This is a genomic window from Brucella sp. NBRC 12953 (assembly GCF_040369775.1).
In the GTDB taxonomy this organism is placed as follows: Bacteria; Pseudomonadota; Alphaproteobacteria; order Rhizobiales; family Rhizobiaceae; genus Brucella; species Brucella pseudogrignonensis.
Genome location: NZ_BAABSV010000005.1, coordinates 240,054 through 258,877, shown reverse-complemented (window position 1 = coordinate 258,877; position 18,824 = coordinate 240,054). Strand labels below are relative to the sequence as shown.

The window sequence follows — 18,824 nt, the reverse complement described above, 5'->3', positions numbered from 1 at the left end:
GATCTTTGCAAATGTTTCAACAAAACGACGGTAGCTTCGTCGTTTTGATTAAATTGCCCACACAAAATTTGTCATATCAAAGGCTTGCACGGTTGATCCATCGGTGGAACTCTGATCTTCTTATATGAAGGCGTGACTTAGGGAGGGGATCGCTGAATGTCTGTTGTAATGCCCGAATTGCGTGCTGATACCATTATTCATAACGGCACGATCTGGTGTGGATACGAAGAGGGCACGGTAGAGGCCCTGGCAATCTGGCAAGGCAAGGTTCTAGCCACTGGTACTAAAGACCAAGTCTGGTCTCTCAAAGGTGACAAAACGAAAGTCATCGATCTGGAGGGGCGTTTCGCTACACCCGGATTAAACGATTCTCATCTCCACCTGATTTCAGTCGGGCTGACGCTCAAGTGGCTTGATGCAACGCCGCAAGCAGCACCCACTTTGGAAAGTCTGCTTGGTTCGATACGCGAAATGGCGGCTTCGGTTCCACCAGGGACATGGATCAGAGCTCGTGGCTACGATCAGACCAAACTTGACATCGGCCGCCATCCGCATAAGTCAGAACTCGACGCTGTAGCACCCAATCATCCGGTGATGCTGGTGCGTGCCTGTGGTCACGTTTCGATCTTCAACTCAAAAGCTTTTGAGCTGGCCGGTATCGATGAAAAATCGCCAGTGCCGGACGGCGGTTTGATCGAACAGCATAATGGTGTGCTGACCGGAATGGTTGCGGAAAATGCACAAGGGGCAGTTCGCAAAGCAATTCCAAAAGCAACAACGGAAGAAATGATCGAAGCCATTGAGGCTGCTGGTAATCTGTTGCTTTCATATGGCATTACCAGTGTTATGGATGCAGCCGTTGGGCAGGTTGCAGGCTTTGACGAAATTCGCGCCTATAATATCGCGAAACTTCAGAAACGGTTGCCGGTGCGCACTTGGCTGGTTCTGTTGGGTGATCCTGGCACGTCGATTGTGGAGAAATGTTACGAAGCCGGATTGGTTTCCGGGGTCGGTGATGACATGCTGACGGTTGGTGCAGTCAAGATTTTCCTTGATGGTTCGGCAGGTGGGCGGACCGCATGGATGAGCAAGCCTTATCTCGGCGACGATAATAATATCGGCGTGCAGATATTACCGGATGCGGAACTGGAAGCACTGGTGCTTGATGCCCACAAAAAGGGCTATCAGCTTGCCTGCCACGCAATCGGTGACGCAGCGATTGGTCAGCTCATTACTGCCTACGAAAAAGCACTTGCAGCGCATCCCGATCCTGACCGTCGCCACCGTATCGAACATTGCGGCTTCTCTACACCGGAACAGCACGAGCGGATGAAAAAGGCTGGCATCTATCCATGCCCACAACAGGTTTTCATCTACGACTTTGGTGATGCGTATATTTCCGTGCTTGGTGAAGAAAAAGCATTGTCGAGCTATCCACTCAAGACGTGGAAAGACCTCGGTTTCAAACCTGCTACAGGAAGTGACGCGCCTGTCTGTCATCCAAATCCTTACCCCAACATCTATTCGATGCTCACGCGCGAAACTGGCAAGGGAACGGTGATGGATGCCCGTGAGCGTGTTTCAATCGAAGAAGCGCTTCAGGTCTATACCGAATACGGTGCTTTTTCGCAGAAACTGGAGGATGTGAAAGGCAAATTAGTTCCGGGCCAGGCGGCTGATATCGCAGTGTTTTCACGCAATATGCTTACCGCAAAACCACAGGAAATTCTCAACGACACGCATTGTATGCTCACTATTCGCGAAGGCGAAGTGGTGTTCGAACGTTCGTAAGGAGGACAGGCAGCGAGGCTTCGGTCCCGCTGCCTGAAGACGGTCATTCGGATCTCAAAAAAATAAAGTAAAAGGGGAAGACTATGAGGAAATTTACATTGCTTGCGGCGATGTCCATTGCACTGATGGCGGGTACTGCCGCCTATGCTGCTGACGAACCACGTTCGGGAGGCGTTATTAATTTTGTTGCGCCTTATGGTGACAGCTTCTCGACGCTTGACGTTCAGGCTTCACCTGCAACGCAGGACGAGTTTTATGCCAAGGCCATTCACCGCACGCTATATGATTGGGATGCGGATCAGAACAAGCCCGTTCTCGGTTTGGCAACAGATGTAAGCGTTTCTGAGGATAGGCTCGTCTATACCTATAAGCTGCGCCAGGATGCGTTTTTCCATGATGGCAAGCCATTAACGGCTGACGACATTATCTGGAGCTATACCCGCATTATGGACCCGAAGAAGGCTTTCCCGCCAGCGCGCTATATTGCCGAAATCAAGGGTGCCGAAGAATATACACAGGGCAAAGCCAAGGAAATCTCCGGTCTGAAGAAGATCGACGACCATACGCTTGAGATCACACTGAAACAGCCAATTGATCCCGGCTATCAGTTCATGCGCAACAACACGGCGATTTATCCTGCCGGTCAGGGCGACAGCGAAGAATATCAGCGTCACCCAATCGGTCTTGGACCTTACAAGTTTGCCGAATACGTCCCCGGCTCCCGTTTGACGGTTGAGAAGTGGGACAAATATTACGAAAAGGGCAAGCCGTACGCAGACAAGATCAACATCATGATCATGGGCGATGCCGCTGCCCGTGACGTTGCGTTCCGCAATAAGGAAATTGATGTGGCGGTGCTCGGACCGGCGCAGTACACTGCCTATCTTGCCGATCCTGAACTTGCGAAGAATATGGTGGAAGTCGCCGAGGTCTATACCCGCGCTGTTGGTTTTAACCCGGATTTCAAGCCGTTTCAGGACAAGCGTGTCCGCCAAGCAATCAACTACGCTATTGATAGTGATCTGATCATCAAGCGCCTCGTCAAGGACAAGGCCTATCGTGCTGTGGGTTGGCTTCCGAACTCATCGCCTGCCTTCGACAAAGATGCGAAGCCTTATCCCTATGATCCTGAAAAAGCGAAAGCTTTGCTTGCTGAAGCCGGCTATCCAGACGGTTTCGAGTTTGAGCTGACGGCAACGCAAAACGAAAGCTGGGGCTTGACCATCGTTCAGGCGATCATCCCGATGCTGGATAAGGTTGGGATCAAGGTCAAGGCAAAGCCGGTTGAAGCCTCCGTACTTGCGGATGTGGTTCCTGCTGGCAATTTCCAAGCCTATATGTGGTCGCTCGAAAGCGGCCCAGATGCACTGACCGCAATGCAGTGCTTCTACTCCACGACACCGCAATCTGCATGTAATTATCAGAAGTTCGCCAATGCAGAATTTGATAAGATCGTCGATGAAGCAAAACTTGCGAAAACAGAAGACGAAAAGAATGCGCTGCTGAAAAAGGCCAACAACCTGCTGCAGGAAGAAGCGCCAGTCTGGTTCTTCAACTACAACAAGGCCGTCATGGCGCATCAGCCATGGTTGCACGGCTTGCAGCCAAACTCTGCGGAGCTCGCAGTACAGTCCTATGAAAAGCTTTGGGTCGACGACACGGTTCCGTCCGGTCGTTAATTCCGGCTGATCTGGATCGGCCCGCTCGATTTCGGGCGGGCCACTGATCCCCTTTGCTCCAGCGTCTTTCACGCTGATCCGAAAGGAGGACTGTGTGCTCTATTTTATCGCCCGCCGCGTCTTGCAGATGATGCCGACAGTCATTGCGGTATCGCTGCTTATCTTCGTCATTTTCAGCGTCGTTCCGGGCAGCATTGCTTCTGGTCTTATCGCCAACGGCAAAGGCATGAACGACCCGAAGATGGTTGAAAAGATCACGCAGGAGTTCGGTCTCGACAAGCCTGTTTATGTGCGTTTCGGCAACTATCTGGTGCAGTTGGCACAGTTCGATCTTGGCACGTCCTATCGATCGAGGCAGCCGGTTGTCTCGCTCATCCAGGAACGTATGTGGCCAACGCTGAAACTCGCTTTCGCAGCTATGGGATTTGCCATTCTGATTGGGGTGCCACTTGGATTTATAGCGGCGCTGAAGCCCGGAAGCATTCTCGACAGTGTGACCATGATAGGCGCTGTCTCTGGCCTTTCACTGCCGCAATTCTGGCTGGGGCTCCTTGCCATGTATCTCTTTGCCCTGACGCTTGGATGGTTGCCAAGTTTCGGTTACGGCAATGGCGGCATACGCAACATCATTCTGCCAGCGCTGACTTTGGGTGTTGCACCGCTGGCGCTTCTCGCAAGGACAACGCGCGCAGCTGTGCTTGAAGTGATGGGCGCGGATTTCATTCGCACTGCCCGTTCAAAAGGCATGAACAGCTTCAGGCTGGTGACGTGGCACGTCATGCGAAATGCGCTTGTTTTAATCATTACGACAATCGGTCTGCAATTCGGATCGATGATGGGGCAAGCCGTGGTGGTTGAAAAGCTGTTTTCATGGCCGGGCCTTGGCTCATTGCTGATTGATAGCGTTTCGCTGCGCGACATTCCCGTCGTACAGGGGGCTATTCTCGTGATCGTATTGTGGTTTCTGGTCATCAATACGATTGTTGATATTCTCTACGCGGTTATCGATCCGCGCATAAGTCACGAGTAAGCCCATGAAGCTCCGTTTCAATCTCGTATTTGGCGGGTTCGTTTGCATCGTAATCGTGGGCGCTGCCGTATTTGCACCATTGCTGGCGCACTATAATCCGGTTCTCGATGCCGATCTGATGAATGCAGAACTGCCACCCGATGCACAATTCTGGTTTGGCACTGACGCACAAGGCCGCGATGTATATTCGCGCATCCTCTATGGCGCGCAGGTGTCATTGACCGTTGGTGTGGTCTCACAGTGCATCAACACGGTCATTGGCCTCTGTTTTGGAATTTCTGCTGGCTATTTCGGCGGCTGGTGGGACGATTTCGTCAATGGTCTCACAAATCTCATGCTGGCGATCCCGTCGCTGATCTTCGCGTTGGCGATCATGGCTGTTCTCGGCCCCGGTTTGCCGAGCCTTTTGCTCGCGCTTGGTCTCACAAACTGGTCCTGGACGTGCCGCATTGCGCGCAGTTCCACCCTTTCGCTCAAGAAGCAGGGCTACATTCAGGCCGCCAAGATGCTGGGCTATAGCGATGTTCGCATCATGATTACGCAGATCTTGCCGAACATGATTGGACCTATCCTTGTGATCGGCACACTGGGAATGGGTGACGCGATCCTCGCAGAAGCTGCCCTTTCCTATCTGGGTCTTGGTATCAGTCCTCCTGATCCTAGTTGGGGCAATATGCTCACTGATGCGCGTGAGTTGATCGTGAATGCACCTTGGGCAGCCGTATTCCCCGGTCTAGCAATCTTTTTCACAGTGCTTGGTCTCAATCTGTTCGGCGACGGTCTTCGTGACTGGCTCGACCCGCATATGAGGACGCGCAAAGTATGAGCGAACAAACACTTCTCGAGGTCGAAAACCTGCGGATCGATATCGTGTCTGGTTCGACCAAGCATAATGTTGTTGAAGACGTATCCTTCACAATCGGTGCCGGTGAAACATTCGGTTTGGTTGGAGAGTCCGGCTGCGGAAAGAGTATCACCGCATTGTCAATGATAGGATTGCTGCGCAAACCACTATCGATAACCGGTGGCGCGATACGGTTCAAAGGGCAGGATTTGCGATCCATGTCGTCACGCGAAATGCGAAAGCTGCGTGGTAATCGCATCGCGATGATCTTTCAGGAACCGATGACCGCACTCAATCCGCTTTCACCTGTAGGGCGGCAGATTGCAGAAATGTTCGTGCTGCATCAGGGTGCAACTTGGCATGAAGCAGAGCGCAAAGCGGTCGAAGCGCTTGCCAGCGTTCAGGTGCCAGCGCCAGAGCAACGCGTGAAAAATTATCCGCATCAGATGTCGGGCGGTATGCGCCAGCGAGTGATGATCGCTATTGCGCTTGCATGCAACCCTGATCTTTTGATCGCCGATGAGCCCACGACTGCGCTTGATGTGACGGTTCAGGCGGAAATTCTTCGTCTGATGCAGGAGCTTTGCACAGCGCGTGGGACTTCCGTACTCATGATCAGTCATGATCTTGGTGTTATTGCGAAAATGTGCCGTCGCGTGGGTGTGATGTATGCCGGGCATCTTGTCGAGGAGCGCATAACAGCGGGTCTGTTTCACCATCCGGCGCACCCTTATGCGCATGGCCTTCTGGCTTCTCTCCCGCAGCTTGGTTCTCGCAAGAAAGAAGGTCAGTTACGACTTCAGGAAATCGAAGGCGTGGTGCCTTCCATTTCCGCTTTCCCGGCAGGCTGCAGATTTGAGCCGCGCTGCACGCGTGCCACCGATATTTGCCGCGCGCAAAAGCCGGGCTGGACGCCACTTGAGGATGCGGGTGTGGTGAGGTGTTTCCATCATGAATGATATGCATTCAACGAAATTGGCAGAGCCACTGGTCAGAATTGATGATGTCTGCGTTTATTTCCCGGTGAGCGGCGGCATCTTCAGCCATTCCAAGCAATTGCTGCGCGCCGTCAATAATCTCAGCCTGACCCTTAATAAAGGCGAGTGCTTGTCCATCGTGGGTGAGTCCGGCTGTGGCAAATCTACGCTCGCCCTCTCCATCGTAGGCCTTCAGAAGCCAACCAGTGGTCAGATCTATTTTGAAGGACGTCCGATCACTGGCAAGAATGAGCCTTCGCGGCTGGAACGGGCAAAGATGGCACAAATGGTCTTTCAAGATCCGTTTGCTTCACTCAATCCACGCCAGTCGGTCTATACATCGCTCGCCGCACCTTTAAGGCTTCATGGTGTAAAGTCACGTAGTGAGGTTGATGGGCGGGTTGAGGAAATTCTACGCCTCGTCGGATTGAAGCCCGAGCAGGCAAAACGTTTCCCGCATGAGTTTTCCGGGGGGCAACGCCAGCGCATAGGGATTGCGCGCGCCTTGCTGCTCAATCCGAAAGTTATCGTGCTGGATGAACCTGTCTCAGCGTTGGATGTTTCGATCCGGGCACAGATCATCAATCTGCTGCTGGACCTGAAAGAGCGGCTTGGTCTTTCCTATATCATGATCAGTCATGATCTGAGCGTCGTAGAGCATATGAGTGATCGGGTGGCCGTTATGTATTTCGGCCAGATTGTTGAGAGTGGCCCGTGGGATCGTATATTCTCGAACCCGACGCATCCCTATACGCGGCGGCTGATCTCCGCTATTCCCGATCCGATGACGGAATTGACAGGCGGTCGGCTGATCGATGATCGAAACCCACCCAACGCACCAGAAGGCTACGCGTTTTATCCCGAAAGCTTTGGTACACATGATGTGTATCATTTGCCGCCACCCACGCAGTTTATAGATATCGGCGGTGAGCAACGTATCCGTGTGGTTCAAAAAACATAAAAGCGTCGGATACCGACGCTTTTCTTTAGATCATTTGACGTGGAGGAACAGCGTCCCCCGCTTCCGCTTTTTGAGCTGACTGAGATTATTTGCGAAGCTCGGCTTCAATCTCGTCCAACGCTTTGTCTTTTCCGATACCAGTCAGGAAGGGTAGACCCTTGATGACTGGCTTGGTGACGGAAGCGGAAATAGGCGTGGTTGAAACGATGAAATCCACATTGTCAGCTAAGGAGGCTACTTCCGTGGCCTTTGCCTGCTGAGCATTGAAGGTAAGCCCGCGCTTTTTCATTTCTTCGGTGACTGTTGCGTTGACTGCCGTAGATGTCGCTACACCTGTTCCGCAAGCGAAGAGAATTGTTTTTATTCTAGCCATGGTTTCCTCCAATTGGTGTTCGTGCATTCCATGAAACGCGCGAATATCGTATTTTTGTTGTCTCGAATTCGGCTGTTAAGATCTACTCTTAATTCAGTGCAGTTTGAATATCTTCAAGCGTGCGCGCCGCCTTCAGCCTATCGAGTGCATTCGGATCCTGAATTGTCGCCATGATTTGCTGCAAGGTTTCAATCTGTTTGTCCTTGTCATTGATGGCAAGCAGAAAGACATATCCAACAGAAACGGCCTCTTCAGGATCTTCCATATTGGCAAATTCAATTGGTGATTTCAGGGTTGCAAAGGCAATGCCAGCCTTAAGCACATGCTCAGGATCAGTATGTGGCACGGCAACGTTTTCTTCGCGCTCAAGGGGCAATCCTGTTGGCATCGTCAGTTCGCGGCTTACGACCGCGTCGGCGTAGCTTGGCTTTACATAACCCAGCTTTTCCAGCTTACCCGCCAGAATCCGGATGATCTCTTCATTGGTTTTTGCTTCGCTCTGAAGCTCGATCGCTTGAGGGTCGAGAAAATCAATCAGACCAGCAGCCATTTCATTCTCCGTTTAAAGAAGGTCGCACGTCGGTCTCGACGTGCGACTTTTATTTCATGTGTCGATCATTGCCAATTTTAGGCGGCAATTTCGTCTGCTGGTTCGTCCTCAGCGCCTGCCGCACGCTCCCATGCCTGGGTATTGCGGCGATAGAGCATGAAAAGTGCAGCAATAACAACGGCGATCACCGCGATACCAATAGCACCAAGCCACTGGATGGCCGATATGATGATGTATGGCACCCACAGGAATCCGTCGACCACTGAAGTGATCTGCAAGGCGTTCTCAGGCAGCTTGAAGCCGGATGAAACCGCAGCACTCGTAAACAACGGAGCAAGCGCATTGGCTACATAGAAGCCGATTGCCAGTGTGATCGTTCCTACGACGACCATGCGGAACACGTTTCCTTTCAGAAGCGGTGCAGTCATGGCGACGATGAAAGGAATGACGGCAAGGTCGGCAAACAGGATGACGCGGTTGCCTGGCAGGATGACCGAAAGAATGATCGCAATAGGCACCAGAATGAGCGACGACGAGATCGCGGCTGGATGTCCGATAAGGATTGCCGAGTCGAGACCAACAAGAAGTTCGCGGTCGCCGGTGCGCTTGCGCACAAATTCCTGTGCAGCGTCGGAAACTGGCAGCAGGCCTTCCATCAGGATTTTGACCATACGCGGCAGAAGCAACATAACGGCGGCAAGTGTCATGCCTGTGCCGAAAACTTTCGCGAGTACGACGCCGAAATCCCCTGCATTATAAAATGCGATTAGGCCGAGCACCAAACCGATAATCAGGCCGAGCACAACCGGTTCGCCGAATACACCGAAGCGACGTTCGATGGTTTCCGTGCTGATGTTGATCTTGTTGATGCCGGGAATGCGATCCATGATCCAGTTGAGCACGATTGCAATCGGCAGAATCTGTGCCGAGGCCAGATGCGGCACGGAAACCCCCGGTACACCGTAAAACTGCTGAACAGCACGCGCCGACCAGTCTGCAAACAGCAGCGAAAGTGCCGCAACAAGTGCTGCAACAATGATGCCGTAAGCCAGGTTATCGGTTGCAGCGACAACCAGCGAACCGACGAAAGCAAAGTGCCAGAAGTTCCACACATCGACGTTCAACGTGCGTGTCCAGCGAAGCAGAAGCAGCACGATGTTGACCAGAATACCGACAGGAATAACCCAAAGACCCACCGATGAACCGAAGGCGATTGCTGCGGCCGAAGGCCAGCCAACATCAACAATATCGCGCTTGATGCCCGTATTGGTGACGATTGCCTGAGCCACTTCACCAATAGAAGTGAACATCAAGCCCAGGACCAGATTGATACCGATGAAAGCAACTCCGATGGTGATGGCTGCACGGAAGGCTTTGCCCACCTTTGCGCCGAGTACCACCGCAATGATGAAGATGACGATAGGCAACAGAACCGTTGCCCCAAGCGTATCGACTGCCGTTTTTAGTCCGCTCAGAAATGCGTCCATTTATTTCTCCTCCCCCCGGAGCACTCCCAAAGTGCGCCGAGCTAACAGAACGCCATTATTAGCTCGCACGTATCGACGTTTCAAAATGTGAATTGTGCGAAACGGCAGAACATTTGTATTCTATAGCAAACTAAAGTTGAATAACAAGATGGCATTTGCAAGCGGGTTGAGGTGTGCGGTTTATGAACACTGGTATTGACTTAGAAACAAATGTTCATTAATCGATAATGTATCAGAGGAGACTGCGAGAATATTTGCAGGGACGTTCAGGAGGAAACGATGGCAACCAATGTGGCGTTGACGGGTTTGGCGCGTGACATGCAGGCGCGGGCGGATAGTGGGCGACCGATCCGTATCGGACTGATTGGCTCAGGCGAAATGGGCACCGATATCGTCACGCGCGTTGCGCATATGCCGGGTATCGAAGTTGGTGCTATTTCTGAGTTGCGCGTTCCCAATGCCCTGAAGGCAGTCGATATTGCTTTTCAGGAAGAAGGTCATGGCCGTGAGGTTTCGACCGCGTCAGATCTGACTGCTGCCATGGAAGCGCATAAGGTTGCCGTAACCGATAACGCCAATCTGATCCTTGAAAACGATCTTATCGATGTTGTGATCGACGCAACGGGTGTGCCGGCTGTCGGTGCAGAGATTGGCCTGCGCGCCATGGAACACGGCAAGCATCTGGTCATGATGAATGTCGAAGCAGACGTGACAATCGGCGCTTATCTGAAAGCGGAAGCCGAACGTCTTGGTGTTACCTATTCGCTGGGCGCCGGTGACGAGCCGTCATCTTGCATGGAGTTGATCGAGTTTGTGACTGCCATGGGTCATCCGATTGTGGCGGCAGGCAAGGGCAAGAACAACCCGCTCAATATCGATGCGGTTCCCGATCAATATATGGAAGAAGCCACGCGCCGTAACATGAACGTGCGTATGCTGGTGGAGTTCGTCGATGGTTCAAAGACCATGGTCGAAATGGCCGCAATTGCCAATGCGACAGGTCTTGTCCCGGATAAAGCCGGTATGCACGGTCCCGCTGCAACGCTCGACCAGCTCAACAAGACACTGATCCCTGAAAAGGACGGCGGTGTGTTGTCCAAAGTTGGTGTTGTTGATTATTCGATCGGGAAAGGTGTAGCACCTGGCGTGTTTGTCGTCGCCGACATGTCGCACCCACGTATTTCCGAGCGCATGGAAGATCTGAAGATGGGCAAGGGTCCATATTTCACATTCCATCGCCCATATCACCTGACTTCTCTCGAAGTGCCGCTCACCTGCGCCCGCGTTGTACTTTACGGCAAGCCTGACATGGTTCCGCTTTCAAAGCCGGTCGCCGAAGTGGCTGCGGTTGCAAAGAAGGACATGCAGCCGGGCGAAAAGCTCGATGCGATTGGCGAATATTGCTACCGCGCATGGATCATGACTTCGGGCGAGGCGCGCAGTGCACATGCGATCCCTTGCGGGCTTCTGCAGGGTGGCAGCGTGACCAAACCGATCAAGAAGGGCGAGCTTATCACCTACGATAATGCGGCCGTGGCTCCCGGTTCCAAGATTGCCGAGCTGCGCGCGCGTCAAGACAAGCTCGTTTACGGAGCGTGAGGACAAAACATCATGGCTCAAGCCAAAAAAGTCGAACCGCAGGATACGGGTGACCGTCATAACTTGCCTTATGCCTTCCGCACCTATTCGCCGGAGCAACTGAAAGAAGCACTGCATAAGATGTATCTCATCCGCCGCTTTGAAGAAGGCGCGGAAGAAAGCTACACGCGTGGTCTCATTCACGGAACGATGCACCTTTCCATCGGTCAAGAAGCGAGCGCGATGGGATCCTGTCTGCCGCTCAATGATGATGACATGATCACGTCGACCCATCGCGGCCACGGTCATTGCATCGCCAAGGGTGCAGACGTGAAACGTATGTTTGCTGAGTTTTTCGGCAAGGAAACAGGTTATTGCAAAGGCCGTGGTGGCTCGATGCACATTGCCGACGTTTCCAAGGGCAATCTCGGCGCAAATGGCATTGTCGGTGGTGGTATTCCGATTGCGGTCGGCGCTGCGCTTTCCGCCAAAAAACAGAAGAACGGCAAGGTAGTCGTATCGTTCTTTGGTGATGGCGCAAACAATGAAGGCGCTTTCCACGAAGCTCTCAATATGGCGTCTGTCTGGAAACTTCCTGTTGTTTTCGTTTGTGAAAACAATGGCTACGGCATGTCTACCTCCACCAAGCGTTCAACAGCGGTTGCCAATGTTGCAGACCGTGCCTCGGCCTACAATATGCCCGGCGTGATCGTCGATGGTAACAATCTGTCGGAAGTGGCGGAGGCCATCAATGAAGCCACTGAACGCGCACGGCGCGGTGATGGTCCGACGCTGATTGAAAACAAGACGTACCGCATTCGTGGTCATTCCAAAAGCGATCGCAACCGCTATCGCACCAAGGAAGAAATCGAGCATTGGCAAAATGATCGCGATCCAATCGCGCATTTCGAGGCCGACTTGAAAGCCTATGGCTTCATCAATGACGCCGAGATCGAGGAAATCCGCGCTCAAGTGGAGAAGGAAATCGCTGACGCGATCGAGTTCGCCAAAAACAGCCCGGCACCTGATCTGACCAACCTGACCCGCGACGTTTACACGGACGATATTTGAATATGGACACGACAATCCGTGAGTTGAGCTATTCGCAAGCCATCCAGGAAGCAATGGCAATTGCCATGGAACGCGACGACCGCGTGTTCCTGATGGGTGAAGATATTGGCGTCTATGGCGGCGCATTTCAGGTGACAGGTGATCTGGTGCATCGCTTTGGTGAAGACCGGGTCATGGACACGCCGATTTCAGAATTGGGCGGTGCAGGTGTTGCTGTAGGTGCAGCACTGACCGGTATGCGCCCGATCTTTGAGTTCCAGTTTTCTGACTTTGCAGCACTTGCGATGGAACAGATCGTCAACCAGGCTGCGAAAATTCGCTATATGCTTGGCGGTGCGGTTTCTGTGCCGCTGGTTATGCGGTTTCCGGCAGGGTCGGGAACGGGTGCTGCGGCACAGCACAGCCAGAGCCTTGAAGCATGGCTTGGCCATGTACCGGGTCTCAAAGTTTTGCAGCCAGCGACCCCTTACGATGCCAAGGGCATGTTGCTCGCAGCCGTTGAAGATCCCGATCCGGTTATGATTTTCGAGCATAAGTTGCTCTACAAGACCAAAGGTCCGGTTCCTGAAGGCTTCTACATCGTACCAATCGGCAAGGCGGAAGTGGTTCGCGAAGGGCGCGATCTGACCATCGTTGCAACTGCAATCATGGTGCACAAAGCCCTTGATGCTGCCGCTGAACTTGCCAAGGAAGGCATTGATGTTGAAGTGATCGACCTGCGCACCGTGCGTCCGATTGATCGTGAAACCATCATTAAAAGCGTCAAGAAGACGTCGAAGCTTCTTTGCGTTTACGAGGCAGTAAAGACCCTTGGTATAGGCGCTGAAATATCTGCCATTGTAGCGGAAAGCGATGCCTTCGATTACCTCGATGCGCCAATTGTGCGTCTTGGCGGAGCCGAAACTCCAATTCCTTATAATCCCGACCTTGAACGTGCGACCGTTCCACAGGTGCCTGACATCCTGAAAAGCGCTCGTGATCTGGCCAAAGGAGTGCGCTGACCATGGCTGTGGAAGTCATTCTCCCCAAGGTCGATATGGATATGGAGACGGGGCAGATTTCGCGATGGTTTGCTAAAGATGGCGATACCGTCACGAAAGGTCAGCTTCTCTTTGAAATTGAGACTGACAAGGCGGCGATGGAAGTCGATGCTCCAGCATCCGGTATAATCGCAGATATTACTGCTGAGGAAGGGGCTGTTGTACCCGTCGGTCAAGCTGTCGCCTGGATTTATGCTGAAGGTGAAGAGCGTAACGGCAAGTCGGTTCCGCTTGTTGAAGAACCTGTCGCTGTTGCTCAGGTGGAGGCGGTTGTTGAGCCGGTAGCTTCGAAACAGGTTGAACCCCAGTCCTCCCAAGACGATGAAGCGGGTTCAGCCAATGATGTTCGGGCAACACCGCTCGCTCGTCGGCTTGCGCGTGAGGCAGGTATTGATCTCAAATCCGTTCAAGGCTCAGGTCCGAAAGGTCGTGTGCAGAAAAAGGACGTTGAAGGCAATATCAGCATTGCGAAGCCTGCCATAGCTGCGGTTGCGGCTAAACCGCCAGTGAGAAACACTGCTGAACCGCTTGCACCTGGACAGCTCAATGCAGTCTGGCTGCGTGAGGGGGAAGCTGGCCGTTTGCCGGTTGTTCTGATTCACGGTTATGCAGCTGATCTCAATTCGTGGCGTGGATTGTTTGCCGGTGCATCGCTTGGTCATCCAATCCTTGCACTCGATCTCCCGGGACACGGCAATTCACCACGCGTCGTTCCTGAAAGCATAGATGAGATTGCAGCAAGCGTGGAGGCAACGCTTGCGTCATTGGGTGTAACATCCTGCCTTCTGGTCGGACATTCACTTGGTGGAGCGGTCGCAACTGTCACCGCGGCTCGCGGTGTTGTCGATGTGCGTTCGCTGCTGCTCATTTCGTCGGGCGGCTTGGGACCACAGGTCAATGGGGCATTTATAACGGGTCTCGTCGGCGCGAAAAGCGAAGCCAGCATCGTTCCCTGGCTGAAACTGCTCGTCGCTGATGAGAGCCATCTGACAAGACCTTTCATCAATGCGACCGTTACTCAGGCTGCGGATGCAGAACTGCGCGATACGCAGGAAGCAATTGGTGCGCGGTTCTTTGCAGATGGCACGCAAACCTTCGAGGTACGCTCAAGCATTGCTTCGCTAGCGATGCCAGTGCGGCTTATCTTCGGTGTCGAAGACCGTGTTATCCCGGTTGCTCATGCTCATGGTTTGCCGGGGAAGATGGGCGTCCACATTTTTGCAGGTTGTGGACATATGCCACAAATCGAAGAGCGGGCTGCGGTGCTGCAAATCCTTAAAGAATGCGCAGCAGCTGCCAATTGATGCCGGTTTCGTCGCAAATGCGGCAATCAAAAAAGCACATCGTTTTGCGACGATGTGCTTTTTGCATTTAATTGGATTGCGCTCTGAGCATCTCAGCAGCACTTTCCTCATCAGTGATGAGAACAGTTGGCTTCAGAAGCTCCACTGCGCCAAGCAGAGCTGCGATCTTCTCTTTGCCGCCTGATGTAAGAATACGTTGCGGCGTTTTCTGAAGGCTCTCAATTTTGGCCGACATGACACGGTCATGCACTGGATCATCAACGATCTTGCCATTTCTATCGTAGAAGTGAAACAGCACGTCGCCGACGGCACCGTTCTCTATCAGTGACAGTTTCTGCGCCTCATCGATCAGGCCCACGCGATATGACGTGCTGCTCGCAGTCTGAATATCACCGACGCTGAGCAAAACCATATCGAGTTCTTCGGCCATGTCCAACACGGTATTCAGCCCACAACGCTCGATAAGTGCGATCCGCGTTTCTTTGCTGTCGACCAGAGCAGGGGCGGGGATCAGATAGCCTTCACCCTGAAAAATCTGCGCAAACTGCCACGCAAATTCCGGTGGGTTTGAACGACGCGGTTGCACGATGCCGCCAAGCAAAGAAATTACCTTGAGATCATTGAGCGGGCGGGCACCGATATGTTGCAGGGTGCTGGAAAGTGTGCGGCCCCAGCCCACGCCGATCGTCATGCCGTGCTGCACTTTTTCCGAAAGATATGCGCCTGTTGCCGCACTGATCGGTGGTATTGGATCAATGTCAGCCGAAGAGAGGGGCGCGACAATGGCGCGCTCAAGCCCGAAAGTTTTCTCAAGCTCAACTTCCAATGATGTCAGACTTGCCAGCTTGCCTTCGATCGTAATTTTTACTTCATTGCGAGCGCGCGCATCTGCAAGAAGGCGAACGATAGTGACACGGCCGACACCCAGCGCTTCTGCGATGTCATTTTGGGTCATTTGTTCGACGTAATACATCCACGCAGCGCGGGTTCGCAGTCGGCTTGTACGGTTTTCCGCGGCCACACCTTCCGATCCAATGATGAGGTCTGCCGCTTCCGGATTTTTCTGCGTCTTCTTGCCGGCTTTTTTCAAAACTGTCCCTCAAATTATTGGCGTATTATTACATTATAGAAGTAGTGTTCTTACACCGAAACTATTGCTTTTCCACGCGAAGGCAAACAATAATTCATGTGCTTGTTGCATCCTGTTACGATGGCGCTGCAGTTGAGGAAAATGAACATGTTACGCATTCTTTCGGAAGAAATTGCAGTCAACCTGAAGGACCGCCTGCGGGAGGTTCGATACATGATTCGTCGCAATCGTCATGAAAGTTTGCAGGTCGAACAATCAACGACACGTCCGGGAGAAATCGTGTCGCCGGAATTGTTGCTGGGACACGCCGCAAGCGTGATGGATAAGGCGCTGACAACGGCTGAAACAATTTCGATTTCGCTGATTTCGTCTAATCCAAATGTGCACAACAGCGCGCCGCATGTGAAAAGCCTGTCGGTTTATTTCGGCGCTGGTGCGGAGGGCGCACGCGCTTTTCGTAAGGATATGTATTACCTCACAAAAGACGTGCTCCGCCGTCATCAATTGCAGAATGTGCTGATTCAGGAAGCCACATTTGTCACGGTCCACGCCAGAATGATGCAAAAACATGGCTCGTTGTTGAAGAGCGTTTTCTCGTCAGAAGCTGGTGATACGAAGATTGCAGCCACGGCCAAAACTGTCGCGGCTATGTTTTTGGAGCTGCTTGAAGAAAGACCAGTACGGTTTATCTCGATGGATGGTCATTGCGACCCGCAGGCGCTGCGCAGATTTGAAACAACGTGCTTTGCGGCCGTTGGTGTCGCTTGTGGTCTGGCAACTGCAAAAGCGGCAGATCTGGCAGGCGTCGATTCTTTGGAAAGCGCCATTCTGGCGCTGGATGTACGCCATGATCGTCTCGTGCAGGCTGCAGAAGACCGCGATGAGGCTCAGCTCGAAATACTGTTCCAGACTTTGATCGCTCATCTTCCATAAAATAAAAGCCCGGATAGTAATATCCGGGCATCTTATAAGTGCTTGCAGGTCAAGTTTAGCTGCCAAACATATCTGCGATATGCTTTTTTGCACGGGGAATTGAAGCAGGGCTCATACTGAGTTCGGTCAATCCCATACGAATGAATTCGCCGATGAGCTCGGGCTTGCCAGCTGCTTCACCGCACATGCCGACCATGATGCCTGCTTCCGTTCCCGCCTTCGCGGTCATCTCGATTGCAGCCATTACAGCCGGATGACTGACATCATTGAGCTTCGCAACGGTTGGATTGAGCCGATCCGCAGCCATCACATACTGTGTTAGATCATTGGTGCCGATGGAGAAGAAAGCAGCTTCTTTTGCGAGTTCTCGCGCAGTGAAAACCGCCGCAGGTGTCTCGATCATTACGCCAAGATCAAACTCTGCAAATGCTTTGCCTTCGGTTTTAAGCTCAGTGATGCATTCCGCGATAAGGCGCCTGGTCGCACGAATTTCTTCAACATCCGAAACCATGGGCAACATCACTTTGAGATTGCCGTTAACCGCTGAACGTAACAGCGCCCGCAATTGCGGTTTGAATACATCCGGGCGGTCCAGACACATGCGAATGCCGCGCCAACCAAGGAAAGGGTTTTCTTCCTCGGGAAACTCAATCCCCGCAATCGGCTTGTCACCACCAATATCCAACGTGCGAACGATTACGGAGTTTGGTGCGAAAGCTTTCAGAAGTGCCGTATAGGTTTCTGTCTGCATATCTTCTGAAGGCAAGTGAATATGCTTCATGAACAGAAGTTCGGTGCGGAAAAGCCCGACGCCCATCGCACCGGCTTCGAGGGCAACATCGATTTCTTCCAGCGCACCCATATTGGCTGCCACTTCTATGATTGTTCCGTCAGCGCGACGCGGCGTGATGGAGCGGTAGGCATCTAGCGCCTGCTTTTCCTGTAGCGCTTTGGAAATGCGCGCTTCGATTTCGTCGCGGGTGGCTATATCCGGATCGGCATGAACGATGCCGAAACTTCCATCCACTGCTACGGTTTTCGCATTCTTGAGCTGTTGAACTGCACTTCCAAGGCCAAGAACCGCCGGAATACCGTGCGTGCGGGCGATAATGGCGACATGCGATGTTGCGCCGCCGTGGCCACAGACAACGCCTTTGATCTTCTTGAGCGGCGCGCGCGCCAGATCCCAAGCGCCGATGTCTTCGGCAATAAGGACCGAGCCTTCCGGCAGGCCTTCCAGATTGATGTCTTCCTTACCAAGCAGAGCCAGGCAAATCTGGCGGCTGACAGCGTGCACATCATCCGCGCGCGCGTTGAGATACGGATCATCAAGTGCCGCAAATTGGCCGGCTACCGTTGAAGCAGCAGCGAGCATGGCCGAAATTGCGTCAAGGCCGTCCCGAATTAGCCCAAGCGCTTCATCGGTCAGGCTATCATCCGCAGCAATATCTTTTAATGCGGCGATGATGCCCCTATCTGCGTCAGCGAGATTGCCGCTGGAGAGGGAAGCATCCATGCGCTGCTGCACTATTGAGATTGCAGATTTGAAATGGGCAATTTCGGCGTCTATTTCAGATGCTGCGAGTTTTCGGCCCGAAGGTTTGATCTCTTCAGGAAAGAACGGAAAAGCTGTTCCCAAAGAGATGCCCTCGCTGGCCCCCACGCCCTTTATCTGACCAGCAGGAAGCTTGATCGAGATTGCAGGCTGCGGGGCGACTTCAGCTTTAGGCGTAGCCTCAGAAGTTGGAGTTGTCGGGGTTGTAGTTTCTTCAAGGCCAGCCTGGGGGTTCTCCAGATAGCCTACCAAAGCTTCAATGGCTTCAATAGCATCTGCCCCATCAGCACGAACGGTCACTTCATCGAGCTCTTTTACGCCAAGCAGCATCAGCTTGACGGAGCTTTTGGCACTTACGCTTTTTCCGGCTTTGGCAATTTCGATGTCACTCTCAAAACCTTTGGCCAGTTTAACAAAGCGAGTTGCAGGGCGCGCATGCAGCCCCTCATGCACCCGGACGATAGTCGAGCGTTCCATTTATGTAAGCCTCAAATCGACAACTAAACGATTTCACATCCATGACGTAAAAATCATCTCAATTGTCTGTTTTAACACGCAATT

General features: G+C 52.7%; 16 protein-coding genes. 11 read left to right on the top strand and 5 right to left on the bottom strand.

What is annotated here, in order from left to right; genetic code table 11:
• Positions 1 to 168: 168 nt before the first annotated feature.
• The 6 genes from ABWV94_RS14225 (at position 169) to ABWV94_RS14200 (ending at position 7,282) form a co-directional block, all read left to right on the top strand.
• The gene (locus tag ABWV94_RS14225; RefSeq protein WP_502905179.1) at positions 169 to 1,791 is read left to right on the top strand and encodes an amidohydrolase; all 1,623 of its coding nucleotides are present in this window, start codon (positions 169 to 171) and stop codon (positions 1,789 to 1,791) included.
• Positions 1,792 to 1,874: 83 nt separating this feature from the next.
• On the top strand, positions 1,875 to 3,470 hold the full coding sequence (locus ABWV94_RS14220) for an ABC transporter substrate-binding protein (RefSeq protein WP_039860625.1): 1,596 nt from the start codon (positions 1,875 to 1,877) through the stop codon (positions 3,468 to 3,470).
• A 94-nt stretch (positions 3,471 to 3,564) separates the two neighbouring features.
• Positions 3,565 to 4,500, top strand: a complete 936-nt coding sequence (locus ABWV94_RS14215; protein ID WP_113499100.1) for an ABC transporter permease — start codon at positions 3,565 to 3,567, stop codon at positions 4,498 to 4,500.
• A 4-nt stretch (positions 4,501 to 4,504) separates the two neighbouring features.
• The gene (locus tag ABWV94_RS14210) at positions 4,505 to 5,326 is read left to right on the top strand and encodes an ABC transporter permease (protein ID WP_007878544.1); all 822 of its coding nucleotides are present in this window, start codon (positions 4,505 to 4,507) and stop codon (positions 5,324 to 5,326) included.
• The gene (locus tag ABWV94_RS14205) at positions 5,323 to 6,303 is read left to right on the top strand and encodes an ABC transporter ATP-binding protein (RefSeq protein WP_105519437.1); all 981 of its coding nucleotides are present in this window, start codon (positions 5,323 to 5,325) and stop codon (positions 6,301 to 6,303) included. The genes ABWV94_RS14210 and ABWV94_RS14205 overlap by 4 nt, the downstream gene beginning before the upstream one ends.
• A complete protein-coding gene (locus tag ABWV94_RS14200) occupies positions 6,296 to 7,282 on the top strand; it encodes an ABC transporter ATP-binding protein (protein ID WP_353413969.1) in 987 nt (328 codons plus the stop codon). The genes ABWV94_RS14205 and ABWV94_RS14200 overlap by 8 nt, the downstream gene beginning before the upstream one ends.
• Positions 7,283 to 7,367: 85 nt before the next feature.
• On the opposite strand, the gene ABWV94_RS14195 is transcribed toward ABWV94_RS14200, so the two are convergent.
• The 3 genes from ABWV94_RS14195 to ABWV94_RS14185 all read right to left on the bottom strand — a co-directional run bounded on the left by ABWV94_RS14195 (position 7,368) and on the right by ABWV94_RS14185 (position 9,692).
• On the bottom strand, positions 7,368 to 7,655 hold the full coding sequence (locus tag ABWV94_RS14195) for a PTS sugar transporter subunit IIB (protein ID WP_079213033.1): 288 nt from the start codon (positions 7,653 to 7,655) through the stop codon (positions 7,368 to 7,370).
• Positions 7,656 to 7,743: 88 nt separating this feature from the next.
• Positions 7,744 to 8,205 (bottom strand): PTS sugar transporter subunit IIA, encoded by a 462-nt coding sequence (locus ABWV94_RS14190; RefSeq protein WP_007878548.1) that lies wholly within the window; start codon positions 8,203 to 8,205, stop codon positions 7,744 to 7,746.
• Positions 8,206 to 8,282: 77 nt separating this feature from the next.
• Positions 8,283 to 9,692, bottom strand: coding sequence for a PTS galactitol transporter subunit IIC (locus ABWV94_RS14185; protein ID WP_007878549.1), 1,410 nt, complete (start codon positions 9,690 to 9,692; stop codon positions 8,283 to 8,285).
• A 279-nt stretch (positions 9,693 to 9,971) separates the two neighbouring features.
• Between ABWV94_RS14185 and ABWV94_RS14180 the strand changes: the two genes are divergently transcribed.
• From ABWV94_RS14180 to ABWV94_RS14165, 4 genes are read left to right on the top strand one after another with little or no spacing between them, the layout of a single operon-like run.
• A complete protein-coding gene (locus ABWV94_RS14180) occupies positions 9,972 to 11,291 on the top strand; it encodes an NAD(P)H-dependent oxidoreductase (protein ID WP_024896485.1) in 1,320 nt (439 codons plus the stop codon).
• A gap of 12 nt (positions 11,292 to 11,303) precedes the next feature.
• The gene (locus tag ABWV94_RS14175; RefSeq protein ID WP_064321569.1) at positions 11,304 to 12,341 is read left to right on the top strand and encodes a thiamine pyrophosphate-dependent dehydrogenase E1 component subunit alpha; all 1,038 of its coding nucleotides are present in this window, start codon (positions 11,304 to 11,306) and stop codon (positions 12,339 to 12,341) included.
• Positions 12,342 to 12,343: 2 nt separating this feature from the next.
• Positions 12,344 to 13,342 carry an alpha-ketoacid dehydrogenase subunit beta gene (locus ABWV94_RS14170; RefSeq protein ID WP_113499106.1) on the top strand — a complete coding sequence of 333 codons (999 nt, stop codon included), beginning with the start codon at positions 12,344 to 12,346 and terminating at the stop codon, positions 13,340 to 13,342.
• A gap of 2 nt (positions 13,343 to 13,344) precedes the next feature.
• Complete coding sequence (locus ABWV94_RS14165; RefSeq protein ID WP_353413965.1) at positions 13,345 to 14,685, top strand: acetoin dehydrogenase dihydrolipoyllysine-residue acetyltransferase subunit; 1,341 nt, start codon at positions 13,345 to 13,347, stop codon at positions 14,683 to 14,685.
• A 67-nt stretch (positions 14,686 to 14,752) separates the two neighbouring features.
• Here ABWV94_RS14165 and ABWV94_RS14160 read toward each other — a convergent pair whose 3' ends face one another.
• Entirely contained in the window at positions 14,753 to 15,775 is a 1,023-nt protein-coding gene (locus tag ABWV94_RS14160; RefSeq protein ID WP_113158384.1) for a sugar-binding transcriptional regulator, read from the bottom strand.
• Positions 15,776 to 15,922: 147 nt separating this feature from the next.
• Between ABWV94_RS14160 and ABWV94_RS14155 the strand changes: the two genes are divergently transcribed.
• Positions 15,923 to 16,708: a hypothetical protein gene (locus tag ABWV94_RS14155; RefSeq protein WP_113499110.1), complete on the top strand. Its 786-nt coding sequence runs from the start codon at positions 15,923 to 15,925 to the stop codon at positions 16,706 to 16,708.
• Between the two features lie 55 nt (positions 16,709 to 16,763).
• Here ABWV94_RS14155 and ptsP read toward each other — a convergent pair whose 3' ends face one another.
• Entirely contained in the window at positions 16,764 to 18,740 is a 1,977-nt protein-coding gene (ptsP, locus tag ABWV94_RS14150; RefSeq protein ID WP_353413963.1) for a phosphoenolpyruvate--protein phosphotransferase, read from the bottom strand.
• Between the last annotated feature and the right edge of the window lie 84 nt (positions 18,741 to 18,824).